Raw genomic sequence first — 22064 nt, forward strand, 5'->3', positions numbered from 1 at the left:
TCTTCCCGATGTTTATTTATGGTTTTCATTTTTCTATCCAGCGGCATTAGCAGGCGCATGTTATCTTCATGAGCGAAGAAAAACGTAAAATGATTTCCGGCTTACCGTATCGACCTGCGGACGATACGCTACGAGCTGACCGCATGCATGCCAGAGAGCTGATTCATCGGTATAACCATTCCGCCCCTGACGAAAAAGCAGAACGCGCTGCGATTCTTGCTACATTACTTGGCCAAAGTTCCGGCGCATATATTGAACCAAACTTTCGCTGTGACTATGGCTACAATATTTTTCTGGGTAAGGAATTTTACGCCAATTTCGATTGCGTCATGCTGGATGTTTGCCCCATCCATATTGGCGACAATTGTATGTTAGCGCCAGGTGTACATATCTATACGGCAACACATCCGCTGGAAGCCAACGCGCGCAATAGCGGTCTCGAATACGGTAAACCGGTTCGCATTGGTAATAACGTCTGGATTGGTGGACGTGCGGTAATCAATCCAGGCGTGACTATTGGCGATAATGCGGTTATTGCCTCCGGCGCGGTGGTCGTAAAAGATGTTCCGCCGAATGTGGTCGTCGGCGGCAACCCCGCCCGAGTTATCAAAGCCATTCCGGGTGAAGCAATTTAACTGTTATCTTTTTTTGTCGATAAACTGTTACTTTTTTCACACAAAATGGCAACTTAAAATACGCTCTAATCGGCATATCCCCAAAGACGAAGGCGTGAGATGACAGAGATCCAGCGGCTGCTCAGCGAAACAATCGACGACATTAATCAGCGTGAAAAGCGAGACAACCGTCCGCGCTTTAGCATTAGCTTTATTCGCAAACATCCTGGCCTGTTTGTCGGCATGTATATTGCCTGGCTCGCCACGCTTGCCGTCATGCTGCAATCAGAAACGCTGGTAGACTCCGTGTGGCTGCTGGTGGTGCTGTTCGTCTTGTTGAACGGCTTCTTTTTCTTCGATGTCTATCCACGCTATCACTACGAAGATATCGATGTCCTCGATTTTCGCGTCTGTTATAACGGCGAATGGTACAACACCCGCTTTGTCCCCCAGGAGCTTATCAGCGCCATCCTTACCTCTCCTGCGGTCGATACTGCGCGTAAGACACAGCTCCAGCAGATGCTATCCCGCAAGGGAGAACTCTCTTTCTATGACGTATTTACCCTTACCCGATCTGAGACCGCGTAATCAGTCGCGCCAGCGTTCGCACACTACCGGGGAACAGGCTTGCAGAAGTATTGCCATAGCCGAGAACCAGGCCACTCGATGCCGCTGTTGGCTGTAAGTAAAAACGGCTTAATGCATGAGGCGCAAGACCAAACGCGCGCGCCTCACGCACAACGTCCAGGTCGTTGATTCCCGGCACCGAAAGCGTCAAATGCAGCCCACCGTCGCCACCCAATACCCGATGTTCGATGCTCAGCGCCGTCTGTAACGCCTCACGTAATTGCACCTGTCGCTTCCGGTACAACCGACGCATCGCTGCGAGATGGCGCGCATAGTGGCCATCCTCAATAAAATGCGCCAGAGTCAGTTGTTCGCTACGATGCCCGCCACGCAGCAGACTATTAATAACCGGTGCCGCCGCGTGCGCCAGCGCAGGAGGCATCACCATAAAACCAATACGTAACGACGGAAAGAGCGTCTTGCTAAATGTTCCCAGGTAAACCACCGGTGGGTCAGGAGTCATACCCAGCATGGCAGGCACCGGATCGCCGAGATAGCGAAACTCGCTGTCATAGTCATCTTCGATGATCCAACTTCCGGCGCGTATAGCCGCGTCCAGAATCTGCAAACGTCGGGCAGCACTCATTACATAACCCAGCGGATATTGATGCGAAGGCGAGGTATAAATAATGCGCGGCGGCGTTTCCGATGCCGCCAACGTCATTCCCTCTTCATCAACCGGGATCCCCTTCACCTGCAATCCGGCCGCCAGAAAAGCACTTTTCGCCCCGTTATAGCCGGGCTCTTCCACCCAGGCCATGTCGCCCGGGTCGCAGAGAAGATGGATGCATAGCATCAACGCATCCTGCGCCCCTTCGGTAATCACAATCTGTTCGACTTCACAATGAATGCCTCTGGCCAGTGCGAGATGTCGGGCGATGGCCGTACGCAGCCGTAATTCCCCGGCCGAATCGCCATAACCCAACAGTGCACTCCCCTCATCACGCCAGACGCGCTCGCTTAGCCGTCGCCAGGTAGCCATGGGAAAATAGTTCACTGCAGGTAGACCCGGGGTAAAGGCAAGTGCCGGAGAGTTTCGCGTCACCCCCTGCGGCAGGGTCCGCACCCGCTGTGCAAGGGAAACGACTGGCGTGTTACCTACAACAGGCGCACTGGCCAATGTCGATACCCGCGTGCCCTGCCGTTCACGCTGAACGAAGCCCTCAATAGCGAGTTGTTCCAGCGCGGCGTTAATGGTGTTTCGGGAAACAGCGAGTGTTTTTGCCAGCACGCGTGAGCCTGGAAGTAGCGAATGTGCTTTTAACGTTCCATCAAGGATGGCATCCCGCAGTGCCACGTATAAGGCCCGTTGGCGCGTCAATCCGTTACGTTCTGCCAGCGCCGGGCGCAATAGTGCCTGTAAAGCGTCATCTGGAATATTCATCGGCTTACCCCTTGGTGGTCCCATAAAAATATAGCCTGATGGTACTTCTTATGGAACCAGTGAAATTTTACGCTCGGTGAATTGCAAAGAGGAGCCACTATGAGTCAACTGAATCAATACGGACAACCCGTGGGCGATGCCCTCCCAGACTGGCAGCCCCGCCCTTTTCCTGAACGTGTGACGCTTGAGGGGCAATATTGTCGCCTGGAACCCCTGAGGGTCGAACACGCACCGGCACTGTTTGCCGCCCATCGTCTGGCCGGAGATGGCAGTAGCTGGACATGGCTGCTGCGTGAACCGGAAAATGACGCCGAAGCATTCGCCGCATGGGTAACAAGCGTCTGTGAATTAAAGGACCCTCTTCATTTCACGGTCATAGATAACCGGACTCAGTCGCCGCTTGGGACACTTGCGCTCATGCGTATTGATGCTGCCCATGGCGTCGTCGAGGTAGGCAGTGTGCATTTTTCTCCCCTGCTTATGCGCACCCGCGCCTCTACCGAAGCGCAGTGGCTATTGATGCGTTATGCTCTGGAGACGCTGGGGTATCGCCGCTACGAATGGAAATGTAATAGCCTGAATGAACCATCCCGTCGTGCGGCACTTCGTCTGGGCTTTCAGTATGAAGGGCGATTTCGTCAGGCGCAGGTTCTGAAAGGACGCAATCGCGATACCGACTGGTTTTCCGTGATTGATAGCGAATGGCCGCGCCTGGATAACGCGTTTCGACAGTGGCTTGCCGCCGGAAATTTCATTGCCGACGGCAAACAGTTGCAATCCCTTGAGAGCCTGCGCAGTTAACGTTTTTTCTTTCTTCCCTGCACCGCTTTAAAACGCGGATTAGATTTGCAAATCACGTACAAACGCCCCTTGCGCTTCACTATCTGGCAGTCAGGGTGGCGTTGTTTCGCACTGCGTAACGAGTTCAGTACTTGCATGAATTAACCTCTTTTCGTGCCAATAAAACGCCCGTAACGTTGCTGGAAACGCGCCGCGCTTCCCTCATTGCCCACCACTTTCTGTTTACCGGTGTAATACGGGTGAGAAACAGACGAGACGTCAATGGTCACGTAAGGGTATGTCACGCCTTCCAGCTCAATCTCGCGATCGGTTTTGATGGTCGAGCCGACTTTGAAATATTCGTTTGCGCTGGTGTCGTGAAACACCACCGTGCGGTAGTGCGGATGGATATCAGGTTTCATTTTGCTCTCGCATGTATTGTTATAACATAACAAAAGTCTAGCGAAATTCTTTTCCCTAAGCAACTCCTGCGCTAAATGCATTTTTCGCAAAAGCAACGAACCCCGGACGGTCATAAATTAGAAAAGAACGTTATTGGTTGAATTCTTTGCCGTAAGGCAAGCTGGACCTAAATCACTTGTGAGGAAAGCATCATGATGCGCTGCTGTTGTGCCCAACCCCGGACTCTAAAAATTATCACCTGCGAACGCCTATTCGGAGAACACAATGAACGCGACAACCTTACCCATCCTCAATCTGGCCCACTACTTCAATCCCGCTGAACGGGATGCTTTCCTTGAGCAACTGCGCACAAGCGCACGTGATATCGGCTTTTTCTACCTCATTAACCATGGCGTGAATGACGACCTACAGCGTGCCGTTCAACGCGAAGCCCGCCGCTTTTTTGCCCTCAGCGACACGCAAAAACAGCAGGTGGCGATGATTCACTCCCCCCATTTTCGCGGCTACAACCGTGCGGCATCGGAAATCACCCGTGGCAAACCGGACTGGCGTGAACAGTTCGATATCGGTGCAGAAAGGCCGGAACTGCTGTTGAGCGACAGCGACCCACGCTGGCGGCGCTTGCAGGGCCCAAATTTATGGCCAGAGGAGCAGCCAGAACTGAAAACCGCGTTACTCGACTGGCAAAAATCGATGACCGAGATGGCCATTGTGCTGCTGCGTGCCTTTGCCGAAGCCCTGCACCTGCCGGCTAACGCCTTCGACGCACTGTATGGCGACAAACCTAATGAACATATCAAGCTGATTCGCTATCCCGGCCAGGAGAGCACGCAAGGCAACCAGGGCGTGGGCGCGCATAAGGATTCGGGGTTTCTGAGCTTCCTGCTCCAGGACGAGCAAAAAGGGCTGCAGGTTGAAGTCTCCCCCGATCGCTGGCTCGACGCCGCACCGCTGCCAGGCAGTTTTGTCGTCAACATTGGCGAGTTGCTGGAACTGGCCACCAATGGCTATCTGCGCGCCACGGTACACCGCGTGGTCTCGCCACCCGCGGGGCAAGATCGCCTGTCGATCGCTTTTTTCCTTGGCGCACAGCTGGATGCCGTGGTCCCCGTTTACGCCCTGCCGGAGGCGCTGGCGCGTGAAGCGCACGGGCCGGAGAGCGATCCGCACAATCCTCTTTTACGCGATGTTGGCTGGAACTACCTGAAAGGTCGCTTACGTTCTCACCCGGATGTCGCCGAGCGTTATTACCGCGATGTACTGCGTGAGCGCAGTGAACAATTGATAGTCTGACACCATAACAACACAGGAAAATAGATCATGAAAAATGCCGCTTTTAAACTGGCAGGGGTAGCGTTGTCTCTTTCACTGGCATGGGGTACCGCGCAGGCAGAAACACTGCGTGTTGCAGCCGACCCGGTTCCGCACGCGGAGATCCTTAACTACGTTAAAAAACTGGATCCGAAACTGGATATCAAAATCGTTGAGCTGACCAGCGGCGCAAATGCCAATGAATTGCTGGCGAGTGGCGATGTGGATGCCAACTATTTCCAGCATGTGCCTTACCTGAAAAGCCAGGAAAAAGCGCTGGGTAAAACCTTTGCCGTCGCCGCCACGGTACACATCGAACCGCTGGGCATCTATTCGCATAAATACAAAGATTTTAAATCGGTACCGGAGGGTGCGACCGTCGCCGTTCCTAATAACGTCACCAACCTGAGCCGCGCGCTGTTCCTGCTGCAAAGCCAGGGGTTAATCAAACTGGATGCGAAATTTACCGATCCGGCCAGCACGCTGGCGACGCCGAAAGATATCGTTGAGAATCCGAAACACTTGAAGATCCTCGAAGTGGAATCCCCGCAGATCCCACGTTCGCTGGATGATGTCGCCCTGGCGGTGATCAATGGCAACTACGCGCTGGAAGCAGGCTTGTCGCCCGCCAAAGACGCGCTGGGACTGGAGAGCGCGGAACATAACCCGTATGCCAATATCCTGGTGACCAATCCGTCTCTGGCTAATGACCCACGCATCAAAGAACTGGCCAAAGACCTCACCTCCCCCCAGGTGGCAGAGTTTATTCGTAAAACCTACAACGGCTCGGTGATCCCGGTTGCTCCTCAGTCATGATTGACATTGACGGGCTGAGTAAAACCTATGCCGGAACAGGCCGACCGGCGCTGAACAACGTGTCGCTGCATGTCCCTAAGGGGGCTATTTACGGCATCCTGGGCCGCAGCGGCGCGGGGAAAAGCACCTTAATCCGTTGTCTGAATCTGCTGGAGCGGCCCACTACGGGCCGCATCATCATCAACGGCAGCGACATTACACAACTGGATAAAGCCGGTCTGCGTGAGCATCGACTGCGCACAGGCATGATATTCCAGCATTTCAACTTGCTGCACGCGCGCACGGTGGCGGATAACGTCGCCGTTCCGCTGGAAATCGCCGGCGTGCCGAAACCGCTGCGCCATGCGCGCGTGGAGGAACTGCTGTATCTGGTGGGCCTGAGCGATAAAGCCGATGCTTTTCCTTCGCAGCTTTCTGGTGGGCAGAAGCAGCGTGTCGGTATCGCGCGGGCGCTGGCGGCAAGGCCGGACGTGCTGTTGTGCGATGAAGCCACCAGCGCGCTGGATCCGGAAACCACCGCGTCTGTCCTGGCACTGCTGGCTGACATTAACCAGAAGCTGAATTTAACCATTGTCCTGATTACCCACGAACTGGACGTTGTAAAAACCCTCTGCGATCACGCTGCGTTGCTGGAAAACGGCGAAGTACGGGAGAGCGGGAAAATCGCCGATCTGCTGACTGCGCCGTGGTCAAAACTGCGCCATGCGCTATTACACGATCCCCAGGCTGAGCAGGATTTCCTTGCCCGCCACGGTTTTAACGGGAGGCCTTTATGCGGGGTAGCATGAGTTGGGAAGATCTCTGGCCGCTGCTGCTCAACGGCACGCTGGAGACAGTATACATGGTGGCCCTGGCGTCGCTGTTTACCGTGCTGATCGGCCTGCCACTGGGCGTCATTCTGTTTCTTTCTCGCCGTAACGGCCTGTTTCCCCTGCCACGCGTTAATGCGCTGCTGGGGGCTATCGTCAATTTTGGCCGTTCGTTACCCTTCATCGTACTGCTGATAGCGCTCATTCCCTTCACCCGACTGCTGATCGGCACCACCCTTGGCAGCACTGCCGCAATCGTGCCTATCACCCTTGGCGCGTTCCCTTTCTTTGCACGACTGACGGAAAGCGCGCTGGACGAGGTGGATTACGGACGCATCGAAGCCATTTTGTCGATGGGCGGTAACGTCTGGCATGTGATTGCGAAAGCCCTGCTGCCCGAAGCGCTGCCAACGCTACTCGCGGGGATCACACTTACGGTAGTGATGCTAATTGGCTTCTCATCCATGGCGGGGGTTATTGGCGGCGGCGGACTGGGCGATCTCGCTATTCGCTATGGCTATCAGCGTTTTAACGATCAAGTAATGGTGGGTACCGTGGTGATTTTACTGGCCATGGTGCAAGGGGTGCAGATGGCTGGCGATCGCCTGGTGCGCCGACTGGCGCACCGACGGTAGCTTACCCCGCTGCGTCTTTGCCGACCAGCACAGAGGTCAGCAGGAAGGAGAGCACCAGCGCCATCGCCACGCCTGAGAGCGCAAAGACGAAGTACGGGCCAATGTACGCAGGCAGACTAAAGATGCTCGACAAAATGTAGCCATACAACCGTACGCCAAAGAAGGCAATAAACGCAGAGGCCAGGGAACTGGCCACCGTGGCGGCAATAAACGCCTTTTTGTAACGCGTCAGGACACCAAACAGAGCGGGTTCCGTAATGCCCAACAGCGCGGAAATCGCCGCCGACAGGGTCACCGTTCTGTCCTGGCGGTTTTTACTTATCCGCCAGATGGCGAATGTCGAGCCGGCAATCGCCATATTCGCCATAAACATCATTGGCATCAGCATGTCGTAGCCATGTTCACTGAAGTTTTGCAGAGCGATGGGCGTCATAGCGTGATGCATACCGGTCAGAATGGCAACCGGACGAATTGCCCCCACTACCAGCCCGGCAAAACTGGCTGAAATACCAAAAAGTCCCTGAATAAGGAAGGCCAGCGCTTTCCCCAACCAAATCCCAATCGGCCCGATAATCACCAGCGCCGCCAGCGCCCCGAGGAATAAGGTCAACGTAGGCGTGAAGACCGTCTTTAATACGTCAGGCATTATCCTGTCCACCCAGCGGTGGATATAGCTCAGCGCCAGAATAGAGAAGATGACCGGAATCACGCTCGATGCGTAGTTAAAGACCGGGATCGGCAATACACTTAACAGCCAGAAGGCGCTCACCGCCCCTTCCTGATGCGCCGCCAGCGCTTTTGCGGCATCGATCAGTGAGGGATACATCAGACAGGCTGCAACTGCCGCCGCCAGATATTCATTGGTCTTGAAAATTTTTGCCGCCGAGACGGCCAGGAAAAACGGCAGGAAATAAAAGACACCGCTGGCGATCAAATCAATCACCACCACAGTATCGCTTTTTGCCGAAACTACTTTCAGTGCTATCAGCCCGGCCAGCAGACCTTTAATCATCCCGGCACCGGCAATCGCAGGCACGATAGGGCCAAACACGCCGGATACAGTATCCATAAACATCGAGACCAGGCTTTTACGCCCTTTGGTATGCGTCTCGCCTTGCGGGGCTTTTCCCAGCACCGTCAGCATGTACTCATACCAGCTATTGACCTTCGGCCCGATAACAATCTGAAACTGATCGCTTTGCAGTTGCGCTCCCAGAACGCCTGGTAGTGCCTTAATGGCGCTCTGATCGACTTTATTATCATCAACCAGATCAAAGCGTAAGCGCGTCATGCAGTGCCAGACATTATTGATATTATCCTGTCCACCCACCAGACGAATAATATTGGTGATGGCTTCTTGCGTCCCCATAAATGCTCCTGCAGGAATATTGTCGTTTTACTATCTGTAATCAAGGGTAGAGAAAGAGAGAAAACTAAACAAACCAATAAAACATGACACACATCACAAACCGCCAATACCAAGCAATGAAAATGACATAAAACGTAAAATTGGTATGGTTTTTAATTAAATTTAAAAAGAATAACTGACCAAAAAATTTATAAAAAAAACGGTTTACCTCAGTACAAAATTAAGGGGATGATAATACCCATTCCGGCATATCACTTCGCTGTAAAGGAGTCTCCTGGTGACGCCAACCCTCATTAAAAATATCGAATGTTTTATCACTCGCCCCGACAGACATAATCTGATTACCGTACGGGTGACCACCGATAAAGGCATCATCGGCCACGGCTGTGCTACCTTTCAGCAGCGCCCGCTGGCGGTCAAAACCATGGTCGATGAGTACCTGAAACCGTTGCTGATCGGGCGTGATGCCAACCATATCGAAGACCTCTGGCAGATGATGAACGTCAATGCCTACTGGCGAAACGGCCCGGTGATGAATAACGCCATCTCCGGCGTCGATATGGCACTGTGGGATATTAAAGGCCAGTTAGCCGATATGCCGCTGTATCAACTGCTGGGCGGGCAATCCCGGGATGCCATCGCCGCCTACAGCCATGCCAGCGGCGAAACGCTGGAGGAGCTCTTCGCCAGCGTAGACCGCCTGCGCGAACAGGGTTATCGCCATATTCGCTGCCAGCTGGGTTTTTACGGCGGTACGCCTGCGCAATTACATACGCCGGAAAACCCCACCCCCGGCGCCTGGTTCGATCAGCAAGAGTACATGGACAACACCGTTGCCATGTTCAGGGCGCTACGGGAAAAATACGGCTTCGGGCTGCATATTCTGCATGACGTACATGAACGTCTTTTCCCCCAGCAGGCAATACAACTGGCGAAGCAACTAGAGCCGTATCAGCCTTATTTCATTGAAGATATTTTACCGCCGCAGCAGAGTGCCTGGCTTGAACAGGTACGCCAGCATAGCTGCGTTCCGCTGGCGATGGGGGAACTCTTTAATAATCCGGCCGAATGGCATGATGTAATAGTGAACCGGCGCATCGATTTTATTCGTTGCCATATATCGCAAATCGGCGGCATTACCCCGGCATTAAAACTGGCTGTGCTGTGTCAGGCTTTTGGCGTGCGCCTTGCCTGGCATGGCCCGGGCGATATGTCCCCTATTGGGGTCGCGGTGAATACACATCTTAATATTCATCTGCATAACGCAGCCATTCAGGAGTATATTCCGCGCTCCGCAGAAACCGACAAGGTCTTTCCCGGCGCGCCGGTGGTAAAAGAGGGGTTTGTCTATGCGCCGCAAACATCAGGTATCGGCGTGACCTTTAACGAAGAGGAAGGCAGACGCTACCCGGTGGTTTACCGCCCACACGAATGGACGCAAAGCCGCCTGCCGGATGGCGCAATCCACACACCGTAAATCAGCCGTCGCCTTTGCGAAAGGCAAGGTTTTCCCGGTTATGCGGGATGACATAGGTGCAGGTGTAGTTAATGTCGATGATATCGCTGATTTCGTACACCCTGCCGCCTTCCAGGATCCCGCGATTACTGATGTGCATAGCCGGGCTACCTTTTTTACAGCCCAGCAGCGCCGCCTGTTCACGACTAACATTCACGGCACGGTAGGTCGTCAGCATATGTGAGATCTGATACCCCTTGCCTAAGACATACTGTTGCAGTGAGCTCTCAATGATCTGTTGGTTCAGATCGGCAAAATCAGCAGCAGGCATACGCGAGATTTCAATTTGTACGGCCTCTTCATCCACAAAACGTAGTCGACAAAATTGCCAGATAAAGCTCTCTTCCGTCAGCCCAAAGATCTGCTGTTCATCGCGATCGGGACGTTTCTTATGCAGGCTGATCAGGCGAAAACGGATCTGATCGAAGCGCTTTTCAGTGATGGAGTTGTAGACCAGCGGGTTGTTGCGCGCCTGCTCGTTAATCCAGATCCCGGAACCTTGTACGATCCGCACGATGCCGATACTCGCCAGCTTTTCGACCGCCTGGCGGATGGTAAAACGGGAAACGCCATACTCTTCGGCTAACTGCCTTTCAGGGGGAAGTTTGCGAGGCCCGGATTCGTTATTTTGATAAATTTTACTTAAGAGATCCTGCGTCACAAATTCTTTTTTCTTCATCCCTGCAATTCCTGAAAGAAATCAAACATTGACGCGTGTTATAACACTTGCTGGTCTCAAATACGCTTGTTTCTCAGTATCAAACAGGGATTTTTGGTCATGACAAACCGACGATTAGTTAGCCTTATTACAGGTATACTGCTGTTCGCCGTTCTCTTGCCGGTGGCTTTAAGCGTCTGGCTGGCGCATCGCCAGGCTGAAGAGTCGTTTATGAACGAACTCAATACTTTCTCCGCATTAGTAAAAATGCGTGCTGACCGCGTGGTGAGTCAGGGGAAAACAGCCTTGCGCCAGCTGGAAACTTACGATGGTATTTCGTGTAGCCAGGATCACCTGCTGGCAATGCGACGTATCTCTTACACATTCCGTTATGTCCAGGAGGTCATTTACCTCGAAGGAACGGTTCCGCTTTGCTCGTCCCTGGAGAGAAACAGCAGCAGCGCGCCCTTTCCCGCGCCGCAGAGGGTCACTAAAGATGGTTTTCGCGCCTGGCTAACCAGCCATAACGATTTGGGTCTGACGCGTGCAATGGTCGGTCTTGGTACGCGTCGCTATATCGTGATTACCGACCCACTCTCTTTTATCGATGTGCTCTCCCGGGGCCCATGGCCTATTAATATTGCGCTGGTCGGGACGAACAGCGGACGGGTGATTGCCAGCAGTCGCACGCTGGATCCGGATATGCTAAAGCAGATTGACCTCCATACTCCCACCCAAAAGCTTATCGGCGGCGAAGCGTGGAATACGTTGCAGGAGCCCGAACTGGGGGTAACTATTATTACCTGGGCGTCGCTGACACCGCTTAAGGAGAGTTGGCACCGATTATTGATCATCTGGGTGCCTGTTGGTCTGCTGCTGAGTCTGGTGCTGGCCTTCTTTTTATTGCGCATGCTGCGTCGCCTGGAGTCACCGCAACACCGTATGCAGGACGCCATTCGTGCACGAGAGATTGAGATGTTCTACCAGCCGATCGTGACGCTGGCTGACGGGAAAATTGTCGGTGCGGAAGCGCTGGCCCGCTGGCGACAAGCAGATGGCAGCTTCCTCGCGCCGGACACTTTTATTCCCCTGGCAGAACAAACGGGGCTGATGCCACAACTGACCAAAGTGATCATCGAAAAAGTCTTTGAGGATATGGGACCCTGGCTACAGAAAAACCCGGATCTGCATGTTTCTATTAACCTTGAGCCTTCCGATCTTTTAACCCTGACGCTTCCGGCGCAATTACAGCAACTGAGCAATGACTGGCACATTTCGCCGTCACAAATTGCTCTGGAAGTGACCGAACATGGTTTTGCCGATCCCACGACCTGTATGCCCACCATCACAGCATTACGTGCGGCCGGACATGCCATCTATATCGACGATTTTGGTACGGGTTACTCCAGCCTCAGCTATCTGCAAAATCTGGATGTCGACATTATTAAAATCGACAAATCCTTTGTGGATGCGCTGGAATACAAAAACATGACTACACATATCATCGAAATGGCCAAAGCGTTAAAGCTGGCGATGGTTGCCGAGGGTATCGAGACCGAAGGGCAACTCAAATGGCTTAGCGAACATGGCGTGCAGTACGGTCAAGGCTGGCTATACAGCAAAGCGCTGCCCAAAGACGCGTTTCTGTGCTGGGCAGAAAGCAACCGGAGTATTTCCTGAGTTTGTTACTTTTTAAACGGGGTTACGCATGGCGATAGCGCAATGCAAAAGCCATTCTCGCCGCTGCATGATGTGCGCCACTGACTGGCCCCCTGCCGACATGGCTGCATATCCCGTGCGCCGGAGGGGGAGTGTTTCGTATTGCTGACGATGTTATCTGCCGCGAGGCATTATTTATCCCGGTACCTGAGGATTATTCGTCCAGCAACGGGGCAAAGCCACCATAAATCATGCGCTTGCTATCAAAAGGCATTTCATCTCCCAGCTCGCGCATCCGGGGATCAGCCATCATTTTTTGATTAGCGGCATCCCGAACTTCTTTAGACGGATATTCAATCCAGCTAAACACCACCTCTTCATGATCTTCTGCTTTTACCGCACGGCGAAAGTCGGTGAAATTTCCGGCCGGAACATCGTCCGCCCAGCACTCGACAATCCGCGTTGCGCCAAACGCTTTAAACAGCGGGGCGGCCCTGGCCGCGAGTTGCAAATAAGCCTCCTTTTTATCTGCTGGAACCGCCACCACGAACCCGTCGACATACTTCATGAGTGAGTCTCCGAAGTGAACCGCACAGCGGGACGATTCCCGCTGCGTCTGGCTCATTAAGTTTAGCCCTGAGACCAAGAGAAGGTATAACGCACAATATCGTCACTGAGGATAAATTCCGGGGAAACACTCGGGCTCCAGGAGTCGTCGCCCCCCAGCCCCATATGAAACGCATCAAGCTGTAACCAGCAGCCGTCCTCTTCGCGCAGTAAATGGCAGTGGGAGGTTTCCCTTAATTGCTCCTGACTGTAGCGACTCAGGGAAAAGTGGAACTGACCGTTCAGACGATGAGCGCCATAATTCACCTTCCGCGTGTCACAACGCAGGCCGTTTTCGGTCGGGAAAATATAGTCCGTATGTAATTGAGATAGCGGCAATGTCCAGCGCCCCTGACGCGCGGCCAGTTTGCGATCCGGGTAGTTTTCGTGCGGCCCAAGTCCCAGCCAACTGACCTGCTCTGCAACCTCAGCAAACTGACATTGCAAGCCGATACGCGCGGGCGGCGGCGCGTCCAGATTGCGTTGCACCTGAATGTCGCCATGCAGAACGCCATCGCCAGCCACTCGCCAGATTTTCTCGCTGATAAACAGCGTCCGTCCGTCATGCTGCCAGGCATGGCGCGTGGCGATGACCACATCCTGGGCATTTTCCAGCGCGTCGCACTGCAACAGTACGGGCGCCAGGTCATACATTCCCGCCGCTTTCCAGCGCTCTACCCACGCGTTGGGATCGATGCGCGTGGCCTCGCTGACGCCGATATCATTATCCAGCGGAGCGCGGGTAAAGTTATCAAGTACCGGGGCAAGGAGTGTGGGCTGCCCATCACGCCACCATTGCGACAGATGGCCGTTCGTCCGGCAGAATTGCCAGCGATGTCTCCCCTGCTCAACCACGAAATGTGCATCGTCAATCTGCAACGTGGGCCGCGGGTGTATGGCTCTTTCTGCGGGTAATGCGAGTGCCGTCGGCAGTTGCCACTGATCCCAGGCACAGCGATGCTGTGCGGGTGACCAGCTTGTCGCTTCGCGCTGAAAGATATCCACATTCAGCCAGACTGCGCCGGTCCGGGCGGGCAAAGGCGGGCAGTTGAGTTCAATACGTTGGGTTCCCTGCGGGGCAATCGCCAGCGCCACCTCCCCTTGTGCCAGCACGTCGCCGTCACGGGAGATGGACCAGCGCAAAACCTCGTTGTCGGTCGCGCGGAATAAATACTCGCTGGTTACATCAATCACCAGCGGTGAGGTGCCGATCAGTTGAAACTGAAAAAATTGCTGGGCGCGCTGCGCTTCATACAGTGTCGGATGCGGCGTTCTGTCCGGGAAGACCAGCCCATTCATGCAGAACTGCCTGTCATTCGGCGTATCGCCGAAATCGCCGCCATAGGCCCAGAATGGCTCACCTTGTTCATCGATTTTGGTCAGTGCCTGGTCAACCCAGTCCCAGACAAAACCACCCTGCAGGCGAGGATAAGCGCGAAAAGCCTGCCAGTATTTCGCAAACCCGCCAAAGCTGTTGCCCATGGCATGGGCGTATTCACAAAGGATCAGCGGACGGGTTTCATCCGGCATGCCGACCCACTTTTTGATTGACCATTTCGGTACTGCCGGGAACGGTTGATCCTGATCGACGCGGGCGTACATCGGACAGACAATGTCCGTTGCCGCAGTATTGGCGCCGCCACCTTCATATTGCACCGGACGCGTTGGATCGGTGGTTTTCACCCAACGGTAGAGCGCGTCATGCGTCGCGCCATGGCCGGATTCATTCCCCAATGACCATATAATGACCGACGGATGGTTGCGATCGCGCTGCACCATGCGGGTCACACGCTCGCTCATTGCCGGCAGCCATTGCGGATCATCCGCCAGACGGCTCATCGGCACCATGCCGTGCGTTTCAATGTTCGCTTCATCCACCACATACAGCCCGTATTGATCGCACAGGCGATACCACAGCGGATGATTCGGGTAGTGCGAACAGCGTACAGCATTGAAATTATGCTGCTTCATCAGCTCGATATCGCGGCGCATCGTGGCTTCATCAATCGCCTGCCCTTTTTCCGGATGATGTTCATGGCGGTTGACCCCACGGATCAGCAGCGGCTGCCCGTTCAGTTTCAACAACCCCTCGCTGATCTCAACATGGCGGAAGCCCACATCGCACGCTTCCACTTCCAGAAGATGCTTCTCACCGTCATACAGCGCCATCGTCAACCGATACAATTCAGGGGTTTCCGCGCTCCACAGTAACGGCCGCTCAACGGGCATCGTCACGCTTACGCGTTCGGCCCAGGCTCCGCGCTCATCAACCACGGCACCCCCCGGCTTCTGGCTGGCCTCAGCGATTTTTTCTTCCCCACGCCACAGGGCGACGACCACCTGGCAATCAGCATACTCCCCGGCGAGCGCGATCTCCGTATGCAATTGCGCGTGGGTAAATGACGCATTGAGGTGGGTGGTGTAGTGATAATTGGCGATACGGGTATGGGGTTTATGTTGCAGGGAGACGTCACGGAAAATGCCGCTCATTCGCCACATATCCTGGTCTTCAAGGTAACTGCCATCGCACCAGCGTAGTACCATAACCGCCAGGCGGTTTTCTCCGGCCACCAGCACGTTGCTCAGATCAAATTCCGCGGGCAGGCGACTATCCTGGGAATAACCGACCCACTGGCCGTTACACCAGAGATAAAACGCGGAATTAACCCCGTCAAAGACAATCCGCGTCTGCCCGTTCGCCAGCCATTGTGCGTCGACATTAAATGTGAGCGAGTAACAACCGGTCGGATTTTCCTGCGGTACAAACGGCGGATTTACCGCTATCGGATAGGTGACGTTGGTGTAAATGGGGGTATCAAAACCCTGCATCTGCCAGTTCGATGGCACGGGCATAGACACCGCATCGGCGAGATCGGCAGCGATCCAGCTTTCCGGTACGGACTCGGGCGACGAGAAAAAGTTAAACTGCCAGTCGCCGTTGAGTAAACGACGGGTTGTCGGCACCTCGCCATGAAGCGCTTCGCCCACATCCCGCCAGCTAAACATTGGCGCATGCGCCGGTAAACGGTGCCAGTGCGTGATGACGGGGTTTTCCCAGTCCCGACGAGAGAATAACGAACTTAACGCGGAAACAGACATAGTGACCTCATTTTGCGAAGCGCTCACAATTTTATGCACAATGCACCCAATCGATACTGGCGTAAAGGATTTACGTGCGTCAAAGCGAAAAGGATCACAAAAGATTTAACGACGATCGAGCAGTGCGGCAAGCTGTGCCAGCTCTTTCAGTCGTCTGGCCAGCGTTTCGCCGCTGACGTTTACCGATGAAACCGGCGAGGTCGAGGCCCGCTCCACCAGTGTCACTGGCAACAACGTCTGGCTCATCGCCGTATCTTCACCGGAAAGACGTGCAAGGATCCACTCCACGCTACGTTCACCCGCAATTTTGAACGCCTGATGAATGGTCGTGAGCGGCGGTGAATACCAGGCGCTGTCGGCCGTATCATCATAACCGACCACTGAAATCTGGCCCGGTACAGTTAAGCCCCGCTCCGCACAGACACGAATCACGCCAAGGGCCATTTGATCGTTCGCAACGAGGATAGCCTGCGGTGGCGTATCTGCCGCCAGAAGCAGATGCCCTTTTTCATAGCCGGACGCCGCACTCCAGTCGCCGTATTCACAGCCACAGGGCGCTAATCCCGATTCTTCCAGCGCCGCCAGCCATCCTGACATTCTTGCCCTTGCAGAGACCGATGTTTGCGGCCCTCCCAATAACGCAATGCGCAGATGCCCCTGTCCCAGCAAATGCGCGGCACCAAGCCTTGCCCCCTGGTCAGCATCAAAAATAAGACTGTTGACGGCCGCCGTTTCACTAACATCAAGAAAGAGAACAGGAACCGGGCCTGCAAGCGCCGATAAGGCCTCAGCCTGTTCATCATCCAGCGGGACGTTAACCAGCAGCCCATCAACCCGTTGAGCCAGGAGATCCTGCAATGCGGCGGTACATCCGCGTGCGTCCAGCTCTTCCGGCATCGAAATGATCACATTCACGCCGGATTGGGTGGCACGGGATTTCACCGCCGAGGCAATTTGAGAGGGGGCATGCAGGGCCAGGTCGGAAGTCAGCAGCCCCAGCGTTTTGGTCCGTTTCCCCGCCAGTTGCTGCGCACCGCGATTAGGGATGTAGTGCAGCTCCGCCATCGCCGCCAGCACTTTGTCCCGCGTGCGCGTCGACACATGCTCGCCCTGATTGATAACGCGCGAAACGGTTTGGTAAGAGACCCCGGCAAGGCGGGCGACATCATAGAGCGTAATGGTTTTCATGGCACTCATCTGGCGACGGATTTCGCGTCAGTGTACCCGATTACGCCAGCAACTGTTATGCAGGCGAACGAAATGCCAGCAAAGCCGTCAAAACGCGTCCGGGAAGCAAGGTGGGGAAAAAGAAATAGCGACGAGCCAGAGTGGCCCGTCGTAAACACCGTCCGTGATGATGAGATGGTTACAACATATTTATATTTTCAATCATCATCACAAAACTGAGTGCAATTTAAATGACAGTTTCATGACAATACAATTACTGTTGGCGCGGAATAGGAAACCCTTTTATAGAAATAACGAAACTATCGCCTTCTTTTTTTATTTTTGCGCCCGCATCACACCAGTCGGTTGCGATGCGAAAGAACTCATCACTACCAATATTCCAGTTCAGGCGGACATGTTTTACAAAACCTGATCGTAACAGGTCACAGGCCTCACAATAATTGCTGGCCGTTGAGAGCAGTTGTTGGTTCATTTTTTCTTCTTCAGAAGTTTACGTAATGCTTTGATTTCTTTTGGATTTAATGGAGCAGTACTTTCTTCTTCAAGGTGTTGGTTATCAATATCCCCTTCCGACACACCATCCTGTTCAACTGACTGAAACGCCAGCAGCAGCAGTTTTTCAGTCGCCGTACTGAGGTTCTCATTATTTTCTTCTGCGTAATGACGCAGCTTCTCTTTCAACGCCTGATCAATTTTGACGTTCAATACTGCACTGGTCATGATTATCCCTTCCCGTGTGAAGTTAGCAAAGTATTAATACACGAAGTTAACATACCGATCCACAGTTATATTAAAAGCTTATGACAAATTAAAATTACCCACAAATATTTTACCCACGATTTATGACATTTGGGTGAAAGTAATATTTCAAATATATGACAACGCATTATTGATAGTCAGGAATGGATAACGGCAGCGCCTGGAGAGGGTAGCACGGGGGACGTTTCTCGGGCCGAAGAAGGTGTAACGAGTCAGCAAATTGCTTTACTTGCTCTTTACCCGGATTAGTATAACGCGCTGATGAGACTAAGAAGAACCTTAATCGCTAATTATCACTTACAGCAATCATTCTATTAAGGCAGATTTACATGCGTTTTAAAAACACACTGCCGTTGTGGTTACTACTGGGTATGGCGGCCTTTTCTGCCTCTGCCTGCGCAACGGATGGCTACCGGGACATGAAATTCGGCGCATCGACGGCAATTGTACTCGCTCAGGCGAATTGCACGATGGAAGAACCTGAAGAAGCGCCTGTCGGTAAAATGTACAGTTGTGAAGACTTTACGTTTGCCAGCAATAAAACCGAGGCAACCCTGTTTTTCGTTAACGATAAATTTATTCGCATCGCCATTGCGATTCCCGACGACGATGTCGCGAAGACGCTTGAAACATTGAAGCAAAAATATGGCGTAGCCGCGCACTCTTCGCAAAAAGAGATGCAGGACGTGGATCTGTATCCCAATAAAACGGCGTTCATTAATTTCGATAACAATCATATCTCGCTGCTCAGGACCAGCAATGAAGATGCGCAGAGCAGCGCGACGCTGATTTACTCGGCAGAAAACATCCCGGAGATTCAAAGTCACGCAGCACCGTGACCGGTGACGATCTCTGAGTTAACGCGGTAAGCGCCGCCACTCCTCGCGGGTGATTTCCCAAAGTTCGGAATCCAGTTCACCCGCTACATAATGCGCTTTTTCGCGACGGATCATGCGCATGCCGCTGCGCTGCGAAAAATTGACAGAACGGCTATTCGCCGCCGCTTTTGGCGCACGTAACACCTCTTTATCTAATTCCTCAAACCAGAAACGCGTCACCGCATCACTGGCTTCTGACATCAGACCTTGCCCCTGCCACTCCGGCACCAGCCAGAACCCACGATTGTTATCGGGCAAGTCCATCAGACATATCGTGCCAATCAACTGCTCTGGCTCTGCTTTGCGCCGGATAGTCCAGAACCAGCCCTTCCCCGCCCCGGATGCGGGTAAGGCGACATGATTAACATACTGAGCAGCACCATCTTGCGGATAGGGCCAGGGAATCGTGCCAATCAGATAACGCACAATCTCCCAGCGAGGGAAAACCCGTTGAATTTGTTCTGCGTCGGCAGAAACCAACGGCTGAAGAAGTAATCGTTCGGTGACAAGTTGTGGTGTGTTCACAGGCATCCTTTCTGCATAAACGGCGGTAAATTGACCATAAGGCAGAAAGCGTACGGTGGGCAAGTAAAAGCGAGTACCAGAAATGGGTGGGGGCCCTGCCAGCTACATCCCGGCACACACGTCCTTTGCCTTGGCTGCTTCCTTCCGGACCTGACCTGGTAAACAAAGTAGCGTTGCGGGAGAACCAACAGAGCCCCCATTGAGAGCGTTGTTAACCAACGCGCTGGCGCATTATCCATGTCCCATGACCCAATTGCAAGCCGCACCCTGACGGATGCCGATTTCTTGCGCAATCTCCCCTTCACAGCTACAAGCGGGCTGTTTATGCTGAGGTGTCGTCAGTCAGGAAAGCAGTATGGATAATCACGATTCTTTTCCACAGCGCGTATGGCAAATCGTCGCCTCGATTCCGCAGGGATATGTCACCACCTACGGCGATGTCGCCAGGCTGGCAGGTTCACCGCGGGCAGCAAGGCAGGTCGGTGGCGTATTAAAGCGTTTACCGGAGGGCAGTACCTTACCCTGGCATCGGGTGGTTAATCGTCACGGCTCAATTTCATTAAGTGGGCCGGATTTACAACGTCAGCGACAAGCATTAATGGAAGAAGGCGTGGTGGTATCCGGTAGCGGACAGATTGATTTGCAACGTTATCGCTGGATTTACTGAAACCTCCTCTCCCGCAGGAGAGGAGGCATGCACATTACATCTGCGTCGGTGCAGGCGTAGCCGTAGAAGGGCTTACCTGGGTAGGGGATGTTGATGGCACGGTTGTTGCTGAACCGCCACCCGGCTGCAACGGAATAGCTGTCTGCTGTACCGGAACCAGTGTCAGGTCAGCTTTCGTACCGCCCTGGTTAATGATCGGTTTAACCGTCTCGGTGACAAAGACCATTTTGTCATCAATGGTGATAGCCGCACTCAGCAGCAGGCGTGCGTTAGGCTGGATGTCTGCCGGATTAAACGGCAAGACAAAGCTAAACGGTGCCTGTTTACCTTCGGTACGTACTGCTTTTTGGGCAATCACTTTAGACGGTGCATCGGCCATGGAGGCGTCAGAGACAGTGACGGTCAGGACCGCATTCGGCGGCAACGCCACTTTCTGGCGGATCCATACCGTACCAGAGACGTTAGGTTGGGTTATCGCCGCCGTACTCGCCGCAGGTGCCTGCGGGTTTGGTGCAGGCGTTGGAATGTCTGCGGCTTTCTTTGCGCAGGCAGTCAGCGCTACAGCGACTGCTAAACCACTTAACATGTGCACGAGTTTCATGAGTTCTCCTTATCTTCTATGCACCAGCAAGAATGTTTTCTGCCAGAATGTGTGGTTGGACCATCGTAACGAGTACAAGTGTGGCACAGGTCACTGATATTTGCCTGCAAACCCCCATCTATTCAGATTATTGCACCCATCGGACCACTTTTATTTCCAGGTTATACTGAATAAGGAATCCGCTGCGTCGGTTTTATTTTTATTGAGGACACCTATGAGTCAGGCGCTTACAAATCTGTTGTCATTGTTGAATCTGGAAAAAATAGAGGAAGGTCTGTTTCGAGGGCAGAGCGAAGATTTAGGTCTGCGCCAGGTGTTCGGCGGTCAGGTGGTTGGTCAGGCGTTATATGCGGCAAAAGAAACGGTACCGGCAGACAGGCTGGTGCACTCTTTTCACAGCTATTTTCTGCGCCCCGGCGACAGCCAGAAACCCATTATCTATGACGTTGAAGTATTACGTGACGGTAACAGCTTTAGCGCCCGTCGCGTGGCGGCTATTCAAAACGGAAAACCGATTTTTTATATGACGGCGTCCTTCCAGGCGCCGGAACCAGGATATGAGCATCAGAAGGCGATGCCTTATGCGCCCGCGCCGGAGTCACTGAAATCCGAAACAGAAATTGCCCGCGAGCTGTCCGCGTTTTTACCGCCGCTGGTGAAAGAGAAATTTCTCGGCGATAAACCGATTGAAATCCGTCCTGTGGAATTTCACAACCCGCTAAAAGGACATGTCGCAGAGCCGACCCGCCAGGTCTGGATGCGCGCCAATGGCACGTTACCGCAGGACTTACGCGTCCAGCAATATCTGCTCGGCTACGCCTCTGATTTCCACTTCCTGCTGGTTGCGCTCCAGCCACACGGCGTTGGTTTCCTCGAAAAAGGCATGCAGGTCGCCACCATCGACCACTCAATGTGGTTCCATCGCCCGTTCGATCTGAACGACTGGCTGCTTTACAGTGTGGAAAGCACCTCGGCATCCAGCGCACGCGGTTTTGTTCGTGGGGAGTTTTATAACCGGGATGGCGTACTGGTCGCCTCCACGGTACAGGAAGGGGTGATGCGTAACCGCGGTGCGTCGGTCTGACCTTCCATACAATAACAAAAGCCTCCCGATGGGAGGCTTATGTTGCTCAGGAGATA

The 22064-nt window shown here is 53.6% G+C and carries 24 protein-coding genes and 1 other RNA gene; 12 read left to right on the forward strand and 13 right to left on the reverse strand.

Going from position 1 to position 22064, the window contains the following annotated elements; all coding sequences use genetic code 11:
• The first annotated feature begins 68 nt into the window (after nt 1–68).
• Both maa and AB182_RS19565 read left to right on the forward strand, forming a co-directional pair.
• On the forward strand, nt 69–635 hold the full coding sequence (gene maa, locus AB182_RS19560) for a maltose O-acetyltransferase (protein ID WP_047371549.1): 567 nt from the start codon (nt 69–71) through the stop codon (nt 633–635).
• 99 nt (nt 636–734) lie between these two features.
• Nucleotides 735–1202, forward strand: coding sequence for a YlaC family protein (locus AB182_RS19565; RefSeq protein WP_047371550.1), 468 nt, complete (start codon nt 735–737; stop codon nt 1200–1202).
• On the opposite strand, the gene pdxR is transcribed toward AB182_RS19565, so the two are convergent.
• Nucleotides 1180–2625, reverse strand: a complete 1446-nt coding sequence (gene pdxR, locus AB182_RS19570; RefSeq protein ID WP_047371551.1) for a MocR-like pyridoxine biosynthesis transcription factor PdxR — start codon at nt 2623–2625, stop codon at nt 1180–1182. The genes AB182_RS19565 and pdxR overlap by 23 nt on opposite strands.
• Before the next feature lie 99 nt (nt 2626–2724).
• Between pdxR and AB182_RS19575 the strand changes: the two genes are divergently transcribed.
• Nucleotides 2725–3426 (forward strand): GNAT family N-acetyltransferase, encoded by a 702-nt coding sequence (locus AB182_RS19575; RefSeq protein ID WP_047371552.1) that lies wholly within the window; start codon nt 2725–2727, stop codon nt 3424–3426.
• Here AB182_RS19575 and ykgO read toward each other — a convergent pair.
• Nucleotides 3423–3563 carry a type B 50S ribosomal protein L36 gene (gene ykgO / locus AB182_RS30875; RefSeq protein ID WP_006818844.1) on the reverse strand — a complete coding sequence of 47 codons (141 nt, stop codon included), beginning with the start codon at nt 3561–3563 and terminating at the stop codon, nt 3423–3425. The two genes, AB182_RS19575 and ykgO, sit on opposite strands and share 4 nt — an antisense overlap.
• A 3-nt stretch (nt 3564–3566) precedes the next feature.
• A complete protein-coding gene (locus tag AB182_RS19580; RefSeq protein WP_041852470.1) occupies nt 3567–3827 on the reverse strand; it encodes a type B 50S ribosomal protein L31 in 261 nt (86 codons plus the stop codon).
• A 265-nt stretch (nt 3828–4092) separates the two neighbouring features.
• Here AB182_RS19580 and AB182_RS19585 point away from each other — a divergent pair, with 265 nt between their 5' ends.
• The 4 genes from AB182_RS19585 to AB182_RS19600 are packed head-to-tail and all read left to right on the forward strand — an operon-like array spanning nt 4093 to nt 7399.
• A complete protein-coding gene (locus tag AB182_RS19585) occupies nt 4093–5121 on the forward strand; it encodes an isopenicillin N synthase family dioxygenase (RefSeq protein WP_047371553.1) in 1029 nt (342 codons plus the stop codon).
• A gap of 27 nt (nt 5122–5148) precedes the next feature.
• Nucleotides 5149–5955 carry a MetQ/NlpA family ABC transporter substrate-binding protein gene (locus AB182_RS19590; protein WP_047371554.1) on the forward strand — a complete coding sequence of 269 codons (807 nt, stop codon included), beginning with the start codon at nt 5149–5151 and terminating at the stop codon, nt 5953–5955.
• A complete protein-coding gene (locus tag AB182_RS19595) occupies nt 5952–6743 on the forward strand; it encodes a methionine ABC transporter ATP-binding protein (RefSeq protein ID WP_082137133.1) in 792 nt (263 codons plus the stop codon). Before AB182_RS19590 ends, AB182_RS19595 begins: the two co-directional genes overlap by 4 nt.
• Complete coding sequence (locus AB182_RS19600; RefSeq protein WP_167337918.1) at nt 6740–7399, forward strand: methionine ABC transporter permease; 660 nt, start codon at nt 6740–6742, stop codon at nt 7397–7399. The genes AB182_RS19595 and AB182_RS19600 overlap by 4 nt, the downstream gene beginning before the upstream one ends.
• A 1-nt stretch (nt 7400) precedes the next feature.
• Here AB182_RS19600 and AB182_RS19605 read toward each other — a convergent pair whose 3' ends face one another.
• Nucleotides 7401–8768 carry a PTS transporter subunit EIIC gene (locus AB182_RS19605; protein ID WP_047371556.1) on the reverse strand — a complete coding sequence of 456 codons (1368 nt, stop codon included), beginning with the start codon at nt 8766–8768 and terminating at the stop codon, nt 7401–7403.
• A 277-nt stretch (nt 8769–9045) separates the two neighbouring features.
• Here AB182_RS19605 and AB182_RS19610 point away from each other — a divergent pair, with 277 nt between their 5' ends.
• Nucleotides 9046–10245 (forward strand): enolase C-terminal domain-like protein, encoded by a 1200-nt coding sequence (locus AB182_RS19610; RefSeq protein WP_047371557.1) that lies wholly within the window; start codon nt 9046–9048, stop codon nt 10243–10245.
• Between the two features lies 1 nt (nt 10246).
• On the opposite strand, the gene AB182_RS19615 is transcribed toward AB182_RS19610, so the two are convergent.
• Nucleotides 10247–10963, reverse strand: a complete 717-nt coding sequence (locus AB182_RS19615) for a GntR family transcriptional regulator (RefSeq protein ID WP_047371558.1) — start codon at nt 10961–10963, stop codon at nt 10247–10249.
• 99 nt (nt 10964–11062) lie between these two features.
• Between AB182_RS19615 and AB182_RS19620 the strand changes: the two genes are divergently transcribed.
• Nucleotides 11063–12622, forward strand: a complete 1560-nt coding sequence (locus AB182_RS19620; protein WP_047371559.1) for an EAL domain-containing protein — start codon at nt 11063–11065, stop codon at nt 12620–12622.
• 193 nt (nt 12623–12815) lie between these two features.
• On the opposite strand, the gene AB182_RS19625 is transcribed toward AB182_RS19620, so the two are convergent.
• From AB182_RS19625 to AB182_RS19645, 5 genes are all read right to left on the reverse strand, one after another.
• A complete protein-coding gene (locus tag AB182_RS19625; protein WP_047371560.1) occupies nt 12816–13169 on the reverse strand; it encodes a DUF1428 domain-containing protein in 354 nt (117 codons plus the stop codon).
• Nucleotides 13170–13231: 62 nt separating this feature from the next.
• Nucleotides 13232–16306, reverse strand: coding sequence for a beta-galactosidase (locus tag AB182_RS19630; RefSeq protein ID WP_047371561.1), 3075 nt, complete (start codon nt 16304–16306; stop codon nt 13232–13234).
• A 105-nt stretch (nt 16307–16411) separates the two neighbouring features.
• A complete protein-coding gene (locus AB182_RS19635) occupies nt 16412–17494 on the reverse strand; it encodes a LacI family DNA-binding transcriptional regulator (RefSeq protein ID WP_047371562.1) in 1083 nt (360 codons plus the stop codon).
• Between the two features lie 253 nt (nt 17495–17747).
• Entirely contained in the window at nt 17748–17966 is a 219-nt protein-coding gene (locus AB182_RS19640) for a hypothetical protein (protein ID WP_041852481.1), read from the reverse strand.
• Nucleotides 17963–18214: a hypothetical protein gene (locus tag AB182_RS19645; protein WP_047371563.1), complete on the reverse strand. Its 252-nt coding sequence runs from the start codon at nt 18212–18214 to the stop codon at nt 17963–17965. The genes AB182_RS19640 and AB182_RS19645 overlap by 4 nt, the downstream gene beginning before the upstream one ends.
• A gap of 368 nt (nt 18215–18582) precedes the next feature.
• On the opposite strand from AB182_RS19645, the gene AB182_RS19650 reads away from it, so the two are divergent.
• Nucleotides 18583–19092, forward strand: coding sequence for a hypothetical protein (locus AB182_RS19650; protein WP_047371564.1), 510 nt, complete (start codon nt 18583–18585; stop codon nt 19090–19092).
• An 18-nt stretch (nt 19093–19110) separates the two neighbouring features.
• Here AB182_RS19650 and AB182_RS19655 read toward each other — a convergent pair whose 3' ends face one another.
• On the reverse strand, nt 19111–19662 hold the full coding sequence (locus tag AB182_RS19655; RefSeq protein WP_047371565.1) for a GNAT family N-acetyltransferase: 552 nt from the start codon (nt 19660–19662) through the stop codon (nt 19111–19113).
• Between the two features lie 87 nt (nt 19663–19749).
• Nucleotides 19750–19846, reverse strand: an RNA gene (gene ffs / locus AB182_RS30880) — signal recognition particle sRNA small type.
• A gap of 165 nt (nt 19847–20011) precedes the next feature.
• Between ffs and AB182_RS19660 the strand changes: the two genes are divergently transcribed.
• On the forward strand, nt 20012–20323 hold the full coding sequence (locus tag AB182_RS19660) for an MGMT family protein (RefSeq protein WP_047371566.1): 312 nt from the start codon (nt 20012–20014) through the stop codon (nt 20321–20323).
• Nucleotides 20324–20357: 34 nt separating this feature from the next.
• On the opposite strand, the gene AB182_RS19665 is transcribed toward AB182_RS19660, so the two are convergent.
• Entirely contained in the window at nt 20358–20924 is a 567-nt protein-coding gene (locus tag AB182_RS19665; RefSeq protein WP_047371567.1) for a YbaY family lipoprotein, read from the reverse strand.
• A gap of 214 nt (nt 20925–21138) precedes the next feature.
• Between AB182_RS19665 and tesB the strand changes: the two genes are divergently transcribed.
• Nucleotides 21139–22008 carry an acyl-CoA thioesterase II gene (gene tesB, locus AB182_RS19670; protein ID WP_047371568.1) on the forward strand — a complete coding sequence of 290 codons (870 nt, stop codon included), beginning with the start codon at nt 21139–21141 and terminating at the stop codon, nt 22006–22008.
• Nucleotides 22009–22064: the final 56 nt, after the last annotated feature.

It is taken from the genome of Phytobacter ursingii (genome assembly GCF_001022135.1).
GTDB lineage: Bacteria > Pseudomonadota > Gammaproteobacteria > Enterobacterales > Enterobacteriaceae > Phytobacter > Phytobacter ursingii.